A 13,350-nucleotide genomic window follows, 5' to 3' on the forward strand; every position below is an offset into this window, starting at 1 on the left:
GATGAGAAACTACCGTTCCAACTTCGAGCCAGGCACCACCCGGTGGGCCATTCGCCGTGCCCAATGGCGCGCGCTGGGCATCCCGGAATCCGATATGCACAAGCCAAAGATCGCCATCATCAACTCGTCCTCTGAGATGTCGATCTGTTTCAGCCATCTGGACGAAGTGGCCGGGATCGTCCGGCAAGCAATCCTCGACGCCGGCGGTCTGCCCTTCATCGTCAAAACGACCGCGCCAAGCGACTTCATTACCGGCGCCGGTCGTGGTGGGCGCTACCTGATGCCAGCGCGCGACCTGCTGGTCAACGACATCGAAGTGGCTGTCGAAGGCGCGGTGCTGGACGGCATGGTCTGCTTGAGCAGTTGCGACAAAACCGCGCCGGCGCATCTGATGGCCGCAGCGCGGTTGAACATTCCGTCGATTCTCGTGATCGGTGGTTACCAGGGCTGTGGCCAGCGCGCGGGCCGGCCGGTCGATATCGAAGACGTTTTCGAATCCGTCGGCGCACTGGCTGCCGGCAAGATCAGCATCCAGGACATCACCGACCTGTCCGAGGTCGCAGTGCAAGGCCCGGGCGTGTGCGCGGGGATGGGCACGGCCAACACCATGCACATCATGGCCGAGGCATTGGGCATGGCGCTGCCGGGTAGCGCGCCGGTGGCTGCACGCAGTGCGCGCATGAAGGAACTGGCGCGCGCTGCCGGGCGACGCATCGTAGGCCTCGTCGATGAGGACCTCCGTCCCAAGGACATCATGACGCCTGCGGCGTTCGCCAACGCGATCCGTGTCGGCCTGGCAGTCAGCGGCTCCATCAACCTGCTGCGCCACCTGCAAGCCATCGCCACGGAGGGCGAGATCGACGTGGACATGTTTCAACTCATGGATGCGCTGGGTCGCAGTGCGCAGGGCACCCGGGCCGTTCCACTGCTTTGCGCGATCAAGCCCAATGGGCCTGGCCGTATCGAACACCTCGAAGCGGCCGGCGGGGCCATCGCCGTGATGAAAGAACTCGAATCGCTGCTGGACGCCGAAGTTCTTACCGTCACCGGGCGCACGCTGCGCGAGAATCTGGCGGGCATCGAAGTGCTGGACGCACAGATCATCGGCAGCCTGACCCGCCCCATAGGCCCTGGCCCGTCTGTGGTGATCCTCAAGGGCAGCCTGGCGCCCGATGGTGCGGTGATGAAGCTCGGGTTGGGCGGCAAGCAGAGCGCGTTCCGGGGCGTCTGCCGCGTATTCGAAAGCCAGGAAGATGCGATGGCGGCGCTTTCCAACGGGGAAATCACGAGCGGACAGGTGATCGTACTGCGCGGCTTGGGCGCGCGCGGAGGACCGGGCGTGGCGTCGGCCTCGTGGTTCGTAGCGGCAGTCAATGGGGCGCATTTGGGCGACGATATCGCCGTCATCACCGACGGACAGTTCTCGGGGTTGAACCACGGCTTCACGATTGGGCAGGTGCTGCCCGAGGCGGCGGACGGTGGCCCGATTGCGCTGGTGCGCGACGGCGACACCGTGGCCATCGACATCGCCGGACGCACGGTAGACCTGCTGCTCGACGCCTGCGAGTGGCAAGCCCGCCGCGCGGCGCTCGCACCGTTCGTGCCGGGTGAAAAGAAAGGCTGGCTCAGCCTGTATCAGCACCTGGTGCAGCCGCTGTCCAAGGGCGGCACGTTGAAAGCAAGAGGCTGAACCCATGCCCTTACACACAACTTCCCCCCGCATCCTGAAGCAAGCGCATATGCTCAACACCCTGCACAAAATCCCTGACCCGGGCAAAGCCAAGCCAGAGCGATTTGACGCCGGGCTGTCCATCGCACTTGCGACCCAGGAAGCCGCCGAGCATGGCGATTTGCCGCATGAGACTGACCACGGTGGAGTTTCCGGGGGACGCGATGATGTTGCGGGCGCAAGATGGCGGCGTCACGGTGGCCATTCCGATCCGCATTCAACGCTATAGCGGACGGCGACAGGTGGTTGTGCCACAGGGCATTTCTGCTTCGCTGAACGGCCAACGTGCTCCGACGGCGTTGCAAGTGGCCCTGGCCCGTGGTCACCGTTGGCTGCGGCAGATTGAGGGCGGGCAAGCACGCAACCTCGCGGAAATCGCGGATCGAGAAAAGATGACCTTGCCCCTGGAATCCGTACCCCATAGCGGAGTCACGAATTGGCTTGCTTGGCCTGAGCCGCATGCCAGTCTTGCTCGAACCGCACCGGGCTGACGTACGCCAGCGTGGAGTGCAGCCGGGTGCGGTTGTACCAGAGTACCCAGGCGATGACCTCGTCCTTGGCCTGGCGCCGCGTCACGAAGCGCTGCCCATGCAGTCGCTCCACCTTCAACGAACCGAACAGGGTCTCGCTGCAGGCGTTGTCCCAGCAGTTGCCCTTGCGGCTCATCGAGGCCGTGATGCCGCACTGGACGAGCACGTCCCTGAAGTCCTCGCTGGCGTATTGGCTGCCCCGGTCGCTGTGCAAGATCAGCCCGGCATGCTTGCGCGGATGGCGCTTGAACCAGGCCATGCGCACAGCATCGATGACGATGTCGCGCGTCATGTCCTCGCGCAGTGACCAGCCCACCACCTGGCGGCTGAACAGGTCGATCACCACGGCCAGGAACAGCCAGCCTTCGTCGGTTGCGATGTAGGTGATGTCGCCCACCCAGACCTTGTCGGGTTCGGCCACATCGAACTGTCGATCCAGCAGATTGGGGGCGATCGGCAGGTCATGCTTGCTGTCCGTGGTGACCTTGAAGCGGCGCTTGCCCTTGGCCCGGATGCCGTGCAGTTGCATGAGCTTGCGCACCCGCTCCTTGCCCACCCGGATGCCCCTGGCCAGCAGTTCCTTCCACGTGCGCGGCCAGCCGTAGCCGCCCCGCGTTTCGGCGTGGATCACCTCGATGTGCACCAGCAGCGCGTCGTCGCTGAGATGGTGCCGCTGGGCCGCGCTGGCTCTACGAACGAAGTGTTCGTGGTAGCCGGTGATGCTGGCCTGCAGGACTCGGCACTGCACAGAGATCGGCCACGCCTGGCGGTTGCGGTGAATGAAGGCGTACTTCAGCTCTGCGCTTTCGCGAAGTACGCCGTCGCTTTTCCCAAGATGTCACGCTCCATCTTCACGCGTGCCAGCTCCGCGCGCAGCCGGCTGATCTCCATCTGCTCGACGCTCACTGCCTTGCTGTCAGCGCCTGTGAGCTTGCCCAGGCGATCCGCCTTGACCCAGTTGAACAGCGTCTGCTCCACCACGCCCAGCGTCCTGGCCGCCGCTGCGATGCTCTGGCCGCCATGGACCAGCCGCACCGCCTCCTGCTTGAATTCCAGCGTGTAGCGCGCCCGCACTGTCTTCGTCATTTCCGTTTTCCTTGCTTGCATTGAACCACTCAGCAAGGGATACGTTTTTCGGGGGCAGGGTCAAGATCGACCGCAGCTACGTGAGCCGCATGGTCAACCTGACGACCTTGGCTCCGGACATCCAGGCCGCGATCCTCGACGAGACTTTGCCCGAAGAAGTGGTGCTCTTCGATCTGGCCATCGACGCGCCGCTGTGCTGGCAGGCACAGCGCCAGCGTGTTGCCAATGTCGTCTCCAATGTTCGTGCGGGCAAAACACAGCCTGCTGCGCAGACTTGACGGAATTCTTTCTCTCGCTGTTTTTACGATGCTGCCCGATGCTCGAAAAAACATCCGTGGTCGCCACCATGCGTAAGTCATTGATTTTGCAGGACCCGTCCTTGCGGACTTGGCCGTTTGCGCGTCCGCAGGGAGTAGAGAAAGAGAGAGGAAAAACGGGTCAGAAACGCCAAAATCAGGCCTCGCGGTGGGTGGCCAAGTCCGCAAGCCCAAGTGAAAAACCCCGCCAGGCTTGAGTCGTGACGAGGTTGATCGAAATGCAAAGAGAGTGTCTTTGCAAGTTTTAGTGGTGGTGGAATACGGAACTGAACCCAAAACCACTTTTGAGGATCGAGCGAACGATTGACAATGCTTGTAACCTTACTGCGGATTGGATTCCTCATGAACTTTGGTGCATCCGCATCTGATGAAGCTGATCCAACTTAGCGAACACGGTTGCCAGTGCATAGCCAACCAACACCAGCACCGCCATAGACTCTATGCCGAAAACATCTATGACCACGCCTGTGAGTACTGGGCCAGCCATTTGGCCTGCTGCGCATGCGATGGTTGCCACTGCGAGGGCACTGGGTCCCACATCGGCATCCACACGCTCGCGGGCATAGGCACTGGCTACAGCGGGCGCGGCTGTCAGCCCTAGGCCCACAAGCATGGCACTGGCAATCGCAAAGCCATTGCCAGTGCCCAGAGACGCCAGGGCACCCAGTGCGCCAATGGCAACGGTCGCCGTCATTGCATGCGGGCGCAGCCGCCCTCGCATCAGCAAGGGCATTGCCAACGAGCCGACCGCCGCCGTCACGCCGAAGGCCGTCCACAGCCACGCCGCCGAGGTTAGCGTACCGGCCAGGCCCTGCACCAGGCGCGTCAGCGCGAAGGTGGCATAAACGAAGTACGCGAACCCGTAAAGCGCGTAGGCCACTAGCAGGTAGGTGGAGTCGCGCAGCTGGCGCAGTCCGTCGATCATGCGCACCTTGTGTGCTCCCGCCCGCGCCGCCGCATAGGGCGGAAAGGGCACAAGCCCGGCTAGGACCGCAATGACAAGCGCGGGCGCCGCACACACCATAGAAACCGTGCGCCAACGGCCTGTCTGCTCCAGCGCCCAACTACCTGCCGGCGCTGAAATCACCATGCCCAACGCGACGCCGGTCCAGATGACGGCGCTGACCAACATCCACCGCCGCGGCTCTACCGACTCCAGCGATGCGCCGAGCGCACTGAGCACGCCCAGCCCGGTGGACAGCCCAAGGAACACCCGCACCGCCGCCAGCATCTCGACCGAGGCAGCTTGCGCCTGCACCACCAAGCCCAGCGCGACCAGCAGATGCGCCCACACGAAGACTGAGCGCCAGCCCAGGCGACGCAACACCAGCGGCGCCAGCATCGAGCCGACCAGGTAGCTACCCAAGTGTAGGGTAGCAATCATTCCGTACAGCCCGAACGTGCCGGGCAGCTCGGCCTTCATCGCCGGCAGGGTCAGGCCAAAGCCCAGCCGAGTAACGCCGATATCCACCGCCAGCGCAGCCGCCGCGAGCGGCAAGATCAGCCGACCGGTGTTCACCGGGCGCTGAGCTGGTCGCCCATGGCCAGCACTTCGCGCACCAGCAACTCGGCGTCGGCGATCTCTGTGTTGGGGCCGACAAAGGCTGGGCGGATCACAAATTTCTCGTCTACAACCGCGCTAGACGGCACCGATAGCCCACGCGCACGGATGCCCTTGAGCACCGCTTCGTTGAACTTGTCCAGCACCGTCGATGGCTCGCGGCTTGAGCCTGCGGGGATGTAGCGGAAGCAGCAGATCGACAGCTCAGGCTCCGCCACCAACTCCAGCCGATCGTTCATGCGCACCAGCTCCGCCACACGGCGCGCGCAGTCCAGGTGGCGGCGCACGCGCGCGCGCATGCCGTCCATGCCGATTTCCTTGAGTGCGGCCCACACAGTCAGGCTGCGCGAGCGTGCCGAGAAATCGACCGAGCTGTAGAGCGAGCCCTCGCCGAACTCGTCGAAGGGCGAGCCCACGTCGGCACGCGTGGCGGGATCGAAGTGGTGGAAGTCTGGCCGCCCGATCACCAGCGAGCGCTGCTGCAGTGCGCCGTCGCGCACGATGGCCGCCCCGCAGCCCAGCGGCACCGCCATCCATTTGTGCGGGTCCACCGCCAGCGAGTCGATGGCACCCATGTCGCCGTACAGCGAACGCACCCGCTCATCGAGCACGCCGAAGCCGCCGTAGGCGCCATCGACATGCAGCCAGACGCCGCGGTCATGCGCGATGCGCAGCATGCGGTCCACCGGGTCCACCGTGCCGGTGCGTACATCGCCTGCGGTGGCGATCACCGCCACGGGCGTGCAGCCGGCGGCGATGTCGGCGTCGATCATGCGCTCCAGCGCTTCGCTATCCGCGCGGCGGCGGCTAGCGTCCATCGGGACGGTTCGCATCGCGACCGCGCCCAGCCCCAGCACGGAAAGCGCGCGTACGCCCACATCATGCAGGCTGGCGGTGGCATAGACACGCGGCTGGGGGATACAGCCCGCGCCCTGCTCGGTGGGGTTCACGCCGATGCGCTCGCCCGCATGCTGGCGCGCTGCGCCCAGGCAGATGAGGTTGGCCACAGCGCCCCCGCTGGTAAAGGTGCCGCCTCAGTGCGGCCCCATCTCCAGCATCTCGCCCATCCAGCTGAGCGCCTGCATCTCCAGGAAGTTGCCAGGCCAGGCGTACCAGCGCTGAGCCGCCACCAGACTGGCCACGAAGCCGGCCACCGCAGGCACCACGGAGGGCATGGTGGTGATCCAGCCAGAAAAGCCCGGCGAGCCGATGCGCAGGCCATTGGGGATGACCACCTCGTTGAGCACATCGAGCACCGCCTGGGCGCCCTGCCCCTGGCGCGGTAAAGACTCGTTAAGCGCGGCGCGCCAGACTGAGCGGCGCCCCGTGGGGTCGGGGCCTTCCTCGAAGCGCAGAAACGTCTCCAGGGGCCCGAGCACCTGTTCAACGGCAGCGCTCAGGCCGGTGGTCATGGCTGCCTCGGTGCTGGGGCGCCGGTCAAAGGGACTGGTGGGTGGCACGAATGCGCTCCTCTTGGGGTGTTGTTGGTTTTTTGGGGGGTTCAGGGCGCCGAATGCGCGATTGGCGGGCCGAAGAAACCGGTGACGCGGCGGATGCGCCCGTCCCGCGCGAACTCGACGACGTCGAGGCTCTCGGGCAGCAGCGTGCCATCGACCTTGACAGCGCGCCAGTTGAAGCGGCCGCTGTAGTGATGCACATCCACCGTGCTGGTTCGCTCGATGTGGCCACCCGCGTACTTGGCTTGCACCTGCGCGATGTAGTCCACGAGGGCGGCGCGACCCTGCGCGAGCTTGGCCGGGTCGCAATACACGCCGTCATCGGTCATGACCTGCGCCAGCTTCTGCATGCGCCGCTCGGCGTCGGGCTCGTTCCAGGCGGCGACATAGGCGTCAATGCAACGTTCGGCCTGCGCCGCGCCGATGCGCGGATCGCCCAACGGCGGGCGGCCTGGCTCCTTCAGGTAGGCATCGGCGTCTTCGGGGGTGTACCTGTCCTTGAAGGCGAAGGCCAGCGGCGTTGCGCCGTGCGAGCGCAGGTACTGAAGCCGGTCCAGCGCCTCTTCCAGCGTCGGGGTATGCCCGGCCGGAATCCACCACATCGCCACGCCGGGTTCCATCGGTGGGTGGAACCAGTCGCGCCGCCGCTTGAGCGCGCCAGCGTGCTCGTCGCGGTACACCCAGTTGGCCATCGCCTTGCGGCTTTCCCAGACGGTGAAGTTGATGATGCCGTCCTCACCCAGAGGGCGCAGCGTGGTGGCGCTGCTATGGCCGTCGGCGATCAGGCGCCAGACAAAGCCAGGCGCCTTGTCGGCCAGCTCATGGATAGGGTCGATGCCGTTCTTGAAGTCGGCGATGTCCGGATGGTCCAGCGGTTTCTTCAGCCAGGCCACGTTGAACTGCGCGAAATGGTGCTTCATGTCTGTCCTTGTCTTCAGGCGCCGTCTCGTCAGCGCAGGTTGGGCATTCGTTGCAGAAACTGGTCGAGCAGCCGGTAAGCAATGGGATGAACGCCCCCACCCGTAACGGCATCGAAGTGCCAAAGTGGAGATGTTGATCAACCACTTGAACCGAGAGGGGCATCCACCATGAAGCTTACGACTGTTGGCATCGACCTGGCGAAGAACGTGTTCCAGGTCCACGGAATCGACGAGCACGGCAAGGTGCTCGTGAAGAAGCAACTGCGTCGAGATCAGATGGCGACGTTCTTCGTGAACCTGCCGCCGTGCTTGATCGGCATGGAGGCCTGCGGCAGCGCTCACCACTGGGCGCGCAAGCTGCAGACAATGGGGCACACCGTACGCCTGATGGCACCGCAGTTCGTCAAACCCTACGTCAAGACCAACAAGAACGATGCGGCCGACGCCGAGGCCATCTGCGAGGCTGTCGGTCGACCGAACATGCGCTTCGTGCCGATCAAGAATGTTGAGCAGCAGGCGGTGTTGGCGTTGCACCGGGTTCGCCAGGGCTTCGTGAAGGCGCGCACGGCGCAGGCCAATCAGATCCGTGGCCTCCTCGGCGAGTTCGGTCTCATCGTCCCCCAGGGCATCGGCTACATCGCCTCGCGGGTCCCGGAGCTGATCGAAGACGCTGGCAACGAGTTGCCCGGATCCTTTCGCGTGCTCGTCCAGCGGCTGCTCGACCACCTCAAGGAGCTTGGGCGGCAGGTCCAAGAGCTGGAGGCACAGATCCAAGCATGGCATCGAAGCAGCGATCTCAGCACCAGGCTCGCGCAGGTGCCCGGCATCGGCCCCATCACGGCGAGCGCACTGGTCGCCTCCATCGGGGATGCGAAGAACTTCGACGGCGGCCGACAACTGGCGGCGTGGCTGGGCTTGGTGCCCCGGCAACATTCCTCTGGAGGAAAGTCGAACCTGCTGGGCATAAGCAAGCGTGGCGACAGCTACCTGCGCACCTTGCTGATACACGGTGCGCGATCGGTCATCTATCGGGCAGGGCAGAAAGCAGATCCGTGCAGTTGGATCAACGCAGTGGTGCAGCGGCGCAACAAGAATGTCGCGGCGGTCGCGCTGGCCAACAAGAATGCTCGAATCGTCTGGGCGCTGCTTGCCCATGACCGGCACTACGAGATGGGTTACAAGAAGGCGGCCGAGGTCTTGTGGCCGAAGGCCAACCGCGCAGCAACAGTCCACACAACGACTTCAGGGAGAAATACCACCGATTGCTCAGGCGATCATGAAGTGATGGCAAGACAGGTAAGACCGTGGTTGACCAAGCCCGTGCTGAGCGGAGCACCCAGAGTGCGTGTAAGCGATCGAGGCGCCAACCAGCAGATCCCATCAGGGACCGCAGCCAAAAGCTGCACTCACAGTCCGAATGTACGGGAGCAATCTTCACCTTCGCGTTGTCATGAATTGAGAGACTGGCATAGGGGGCGTTCATGTACGCCCGAGGTGCTCATACCGCAGCCGAAGGCGGGGGTACTCCAGTGGGCCATTTCATTGGGGAGTGCCGACGACGCGGTGCCGGCGCGCAGGCGCGTCCAGGCGGCACGGTCATGGAGGCACTCCATGATTTCGTCTGCTCCTTCCCGATGCCCGATCGGTAAATTCCTTGCTCCAAAATGACCCGGTCATTCGTGGAGCAATCCGTCCTGCACCATCCTCCACGGTCAGACGCGCCGGACAAGCAGACGGGGATTTGCAGATCGGCTGCTACACCACATCATGGGTGATCCCGACGGCCATCGCTGGCGCCACGGTGGGGTCGGCTTGCGGCCATTCGCCGGCAAGACGGCAGATCATTGGCCAAACAGCAGCCGGGTGTATTTCTTGTTCACGGCCCCGCTGCGCTGGCCATCTGCGCCGTAGTACCGATGGTTGCGGCATAGCCGCTCTTTCACGTCGCAGAAAACGCCGTTGGCGAAGCTGAACTCGGTCAGGTCGAAGTCGCCCGGCGAGAACAGTTTGGTCGCGGCTTGGGGGCCGAGGTGTTTTTCGGTCAGCGGGCGGGAGATGCCCTGATCATTGGCGCACAGATGGCGGTCGCAGAGTACGCCCGGCTCCGGCGAGCGCAGCGTGGTTTGCCGGCCTGCATGGGCTGTGGAGACGGCCAGCAGCAGGGCCAGGTGCCAGCAAAGGCGGGCTGGGTTCACGGTTTGCGGCGTAGCCGGCGGATGAGTGGGGGCAGCAGGCCGAGCGCGCCCACGGTGGTGCACAGCCAGCCCAGCGGCAATAACGCGAAAGGCTCTTGCAACTGGCCGTCGGGCGCCACTGCGCTGCCGATGGCCGCAAACCCTGCGAAGCAGGCGCTGCCGAGCAAGAGCAGCGCAGCAGGGATATATCTGGTGGGGTGGTTCATCGGTGCCTCGCATGGCGCGGTGGTTACGGTCTTGGGGCGTATTGTGGGCCTGTGGCGGAGCTTGCAGGACTGGCCCCGCACAGCGCAGTCCCCGGGTCGTTGTGCGCCAAGTCCCGCTCGTTCTTGGCCTGGGCCACTTCCACATCATGCGGCAGGGTGACGCCGTTTTTGAGCGCGAGGATTTCGGCCATCACGCTGACGGCGATTTCGGGCGGGGTCTTGCTGCCGATGTAGATGCCGATGGGGCCACGAAGTCGCGCAAGGCGGTCGGGCGTCTGTCCGAAATGCTCGATCATGCGCTTGCGCCGCGCCTGGTGGTTGCGGCGCGAGCCTATGCCGCCGACGTAGAACGCATCGGTTTCGAGCGCTTCCAGCAGCGCCAGATCATCGAGCTTGGGGTCGTGCGTGAGGGCTACCACGCAGCTTCGGCGGTCGGGCTTGAAGGCCAGCACCACGTCGTCGGGCATGTCGCTGAGCAGGGCGGCGCCGGGCAGGTTCCAGCTTTGGCGGTATTCCTCGCGCGGGTCGCACACGGTCACGGCAAAGCCGTTGAACATGGCCATGGTGGCCAGGTATTCGGCCAGTTGCCCGGCGCCGATGAGCAGCATCCGGTACTCCGGCCCGAAGCTGTTGGTCAGTTGCCGCTCGTCGAGCGCCAGGTCGGCTGGCGCCGTCGCCGGTGACAGGGTGACGGCGCCATCGGCCAGGCGCACGCTGCGCTGCACCAGGCGCCCGGCTGCCAGCAGGGCCAGCAGTTCGGCCAGCCGGGCCGGGTCGGGGTTGTATTCCAGCAGCAGTTCCAGCGTGCCGCCGCAGGGCAGGCCGAAGCGGTGGGCTTCGTCGGCGCTGATGCCGTATTTGACGAATGCCGGCGGCCCGTTCGGGATGCCGTGTTCCGGCACCGTCGGGGCCAATGGGGCCAATGGGGCCAATGGGGCCAATGGGGCCGAGGGAGCCAATGGGGCCGGATTGGCCCGGGCGCGGGTGTGGCGGGCGATCAGGTCGTCTTCAATGCAGCCGCCCGAGACCGAGCCGACCACGGCGCCGTCTTCGCACAGCGCCATGATCGAGCCTACCGGCCGGGGCGATGAGCCCCAGGTGCGCACCACGGTGGCCAGCAGTGCGCGCCGCTCTGCGGCGCGCCAGCCGTGCAGGGTGCGCAGTACGGTCAGATCCAGGTTTTCCATGGGTGGGCCTGCGTTTTGCTGCGGGATCAACTGCGGCTGAGCCACCAGGTGACGAGCACCAGCGCGGCGATGCCGACGGCGGCCCATACGACGGCTGGCACGCGGGGCTTGGTGGCCGGGCTGCCGTCCGGCGCCGGGGCGTCGATCGGCGCGGCCTGGGCCTGCGGCTGCTCGGCGCGCGGGTGGCGGCGCTGCATTTCGTTGTCAAAGCGTTGGAAGAAGTCTTCGGCCATGGTCTTGGCGGCCCCGTCGATCAGGCGCTGGCCGAGTTGGGCGATCTTGCCGCCCACCGAGGCGTGCGCGGTGTAGTGCAGCAGGCATTGCGCGTCATGCTCGCCGTCGGGCTGCAGCGAGATCTGCGCCTGGCCCTTGCCAAAGCCGGCCACTCCGCCCGAGCCGTCGAAGGCCAGTTGGTAGCTTTCGGGCGGCACGATGTCGGTCAGCGTGATTTTGCCGGTGAACTTGGCCGATACGGGGCCGATCTTGAGCGCCATGGCCACGGCGTATTGGTTCTCGCCGCAGGGTTCTATCTTGCCGCAGCCGGGGATGCACAGCTTGAGGACTTCGGGGTCGTTGAGCGCCTCCCAGGCCTGCTGCTGGCTGACGGCAAGGGGGCGGCTGGCTTGCATTTGCATGGTGGCTTCCTCGGGGGTTTACGGTGATGGGATGGGGCGCCTGGGTGCGGGGATTCATGCGGCGCATTCAAGCATGTCTGTCTGTCGTTGCCTATCGTCCTGTGGCCCTGTTTCCGCATTGTCCAATGCCTATGCCTATTGCCGCAACACGCTGGCCAGACTGGCGGCCAGGTCTTGCAGGCGGCTCAGGTTGTGCACGGCCAGCATGCCATGGGTTTGGCGGTGCAGTGCGGCGGCGCCGCGTGCCGTGGGCGCGTAGCCATCGAAGCGCAGCAGCGGGTTGAGCCACAACAGCCGGCCGCAGTGGCGGCGCAGCCAGCCCAGCGCCTGTGTCAACTGCTCGGGCGCGCCGGTGTCCAGACCATCGCTGATCAGCAGCACCAGCGTGCGCCGCCCGACCAGACGGCGGGCATGCCGTTGGCGCAACTGGGCCAGGCTGTCACCGATGCGGGTGCCGCCGGCAAAGTCGGCGATGGCTTGGCTGGCGGCTTGCAGCATGGCGTCGGTGTCGGCCAGGCGAAAGGCCGGTGTCAGGTCGGTCAGGCCGGTGCCAAAAGCAAACACGTCGCGGCGCAGCGCCGCGCCGCCGGCCCAACGGGTGTGGCGCGGCGCGGTGGCGGCGTGCAAAAAGGCCAGCAGCAGGCGGGCGTAGCGCTCCATCGAGCCTGATATGTCGACCAGCACCAGCAGCGGCAGCGGCTGCTGGCGCCGTTGCAGCAGCGGCAGTTGCAATAGCTCGCCCCCGGTGCGCGCGGCGCGCTGCATGGCGCCGGGCCAATGCGGGCGGCTGCCACGCGCGCCCGGCCGCAGCCTGCGGGCGGCGTAATGCGGCAGCGGCAGCCGGATGTCGCGGGCCAGGCGCTCGACCAGCAGGTATTCGCTGGCCGATAGCTGGTTGAAATCGGCTTGCCGCAGCCGTTGCAAGTCGCTGGCGCTCATTGCGGCGTCGAAGTCCAGCGTCGCATCCTGGCGCGGCGCAGCGGCATCGCGCGCCGCGCGCACCGGGGCCAGCGCCTGACTGACACGCGGGCGGCGCCGGCTGGGCGCGGCTTTGGATTCGGCGCTGGGCAGCATCTGTGCGAGCAGCTTTTGCGCGATGTCGGGGTTGCGAAAATAGGCATCGAAGAGTTCACGGAACACCATGCGGTCTTGCTCGCCACTGACCAGCACGGCCTCCAGCGCGGCGCTGAAGTCTTGCCGCTGCAGACCCGCCAGCAGCACGGCCTGCTGGGCCAGCGCCATGCGCGCAGCATCGACCCGCACGCCGGCGCGGCGCAGTGCGCGGCCAAAGCCGCTGAGGTTGTCGGCCAGTTTGCCGCTGCGGGCGTCGCCCCATTGCGAGCTGGCGGGGATGGATCGGGCAGGGGGGATGGCGGTCATGCGTGCTCCGGCCTACTGGTGTGCCGTCCCGTCGATGGCTGCACACAATGGAATCGATGCGTTTCGTGCCAAGGCAAGGCGAAAATCCTTGCGACACCTGTCGGCATGGCGCTGATTTGCAACGCTGCGCTGGCGTGAAAGGCGCGG

General features: G+C 65.6%; 10 protein-coding genes and 4 pseudogenes. 3 read left to right on the plus strand and 11 right to left on the minus strand.

What is annotated here, in order from left to right:
- Position 1 precedes the first annotated feature (1 nt).
- The gene (ilvD, locus tag VEIS_RS21880) at positions 2 to 1,690 is read left to right on the plus strand and encodes a dihydroxy-acid dehydratase (protein ID WP_011812206.1); all 1,689 of its coding nucleotides are present in this window, start codon (positions 2 to 4) and stop codon (positions 1,688 to 1,690) included.
- A gap of 10 nt (positions 1,691 to 1,700) precedes the next feature.
- Here the strand turns inward: ilvD and VEIS_RS21885 are convergent.
- Positions 1,701 to 1,859 (minus strand): annotated as a pseudogene (locus tag VEIS_RS21885) (IS4 family transposase); the annotation flags it as partial.
- A gap of 299 nt (positions 1,860 to 2,158) precedes the next feature.
- A protein-coding gene (locus tag VEIS_RS21890) for an IS3 family transposase (protein WP_198137918.1) occupies positions 2,159 to 3,345 on the minus strand; the annotation gives its coding sequence in 2 pieces (ribosomal slippage) (positions 2,159 to 3,090 and positions 3,090 to 3,345; 1,188 coding nt in all).
- A 56-nt stretch (positions 3,346 to 3,401) separates the two neighbouring features.
- On the opposite strand from VEIS_RS21890, the pseudogene VEIS_RS30870 reads away from it, so the two are divergent.
- Positions 3,402 to 3,623, plus strand: a pseudogene (locus VEIS_RS30870) (LacI family transcriptional regulator); the annotation flags it as partial.
- Positions 3,624 to 4,002: 379 nt separating this feature from the next.
- Here the strand turns inward: VEIS_RS30870 and VEIS_RS21905 are convergent.
- The 4 genes and pseudogenes from VEIS_RS21905 to VEIS_RS27155 all read right to left on the minus strand — a co-directional run bounded on the left by VEIS_RS21905 (position 4,003) and on the right by VEIS_RS27155 (position 7,600).
- Positions 4,003 to 5,181 carry a YbfB/YjiJ family MFS transporter gene (locus VEIS_RS21905; RefSeq protein ID WP_011812210.1) on the minus strand — a complete coding sequence of 393 codons (1,179 nt, stop codon included), beginning with the start codon at positions 5,179 to 5,181 and terminating at the stop codon, positions 4,003 to 4,005.
- A pseudogene (locus tag VEIS_RS21910) lies at positions 5,178 to 6,245 on the minus strand (pyridoxal phosphate-dependent decarboxylase family protein); the annotation flags it as partial. The gene VEIS_RS21905 and the pseudogene VEIS_RS21910, both read right to left, overlap by 4 nt.
- 12 nt (positions 6,246 to 6,257) lie before the next feature.
- Positions 6,258 to 6,635, minus strand: coding sequence for a hypothetical protein (locus VEIS_RS21915; RefSeq protein ID WP_011812212.1), 378 nt, complete (start codon positions 6,633 to 6,635; stop codon positions 6,258 to 6,260).
- Positions 6,636 to 6,724: 89 nt separating this feature from the next.
- The gene (locus VEIS_RS27155; protein ID WP_011812213.1) at positions 6,725 to 7,600 is read right to left on the minus strand and encodes a DUF3291 domain-containing protein; all 876 of its coding nucleotides are present in this window, start codon (positions 7,598 to 7,600) and stop codon (positions 6,725 to 6,727) included.
- 168 nt (positions 7,601 to 7,768) lie between these two features.
- Between VEIS_RS27155 and VEIS_RS21925 the strand changes: the two are divergent.
- A pseudogene (locus tag VEIS_RS21925) lies at positions 7,769 to 8,779 on the plus strand (IS110 family RNA-guided transposase); the annotation flags it as partial.
- 662 nt (positions 8,780 to 9,441) lie between these two features.
- Here the strand turns inward: VEIS_RS21925 and VEIS_RS27890 are convergent.
- From VEIS_RS27890 to VEIS_RS21950, 5 genes are all read right to left on the minus strand, one after another.
- Positions 9,442 to 9,795 carry a YcgJ family protein gene (locus VEIS_RS27890; protein ID WP_011812215.1) on the minus strand — a complete coding sequence of 118 codons (354 nt, stop codon included), beginning with the start codon at positions 9,793 to 9,795 and terminating at the stop codon, positions 9,442 to 9,444.
- Complete coding sequence (locus tag VEIS_RS27895) at positions 9,792 to 10,001, minus strand: DUF3955 domain-containing protein (RefSeq protein WP_041950269.1); 210 nt, start codon at positions 9,999 to 10,001, stop codon at positions 9,792 to 9,794. Before VEIS_RS27895 ends, VEIS_RS27890 begins: the two co-directional genes overlap by 4 nt.
- Before the next feature lie 23 nt (positions 10,002 to 10,024).
- Entirely contained in the window at positions 10,025 to 11,188 is a 1,164-nt protein-coding gene (locus VEIS_RS21940; RefSeq protein ID WP_011812216.1) for an XdhC family protein, read from the minus strand.
- 26 nt (positions 11,189 to 11,214) lie between these two features.
- Positions 11,215 to 11,823, minus strand: a complete 609-nt coding sequence (locus tag VEIS_RS21945) for a CoxG family protein (protein ID WP_011812217.1) — start codon at positions 11,821 to 11,823, stop codon at positions 11,215 to 11,217.
- 135 nt (positions 11,824 to 11,958) lie between these two features.
- Entirely contained in the window at positions 11,959 to 13,203 is a 1,245-nt protein-coding gene (locus VEIS_RS21950) for a vWA domain-containing protein (RefSeq protein WP_011812218.1), read from the minus strand.
- Positions 13,204 to 13,350: the final 147 nt, after the last annotated feature.

Origin of the sequence: Verminephrobacter eiseniae EF01-2 (assembly GCF_000015565.1) — a bacterium.
GTDB lineage: Bacteria > Pseudomonadota > Gammaproteobacteria > Burkholderiales > Burkholderiaceae_C > Acidovorax > Acidovorax eiseniae.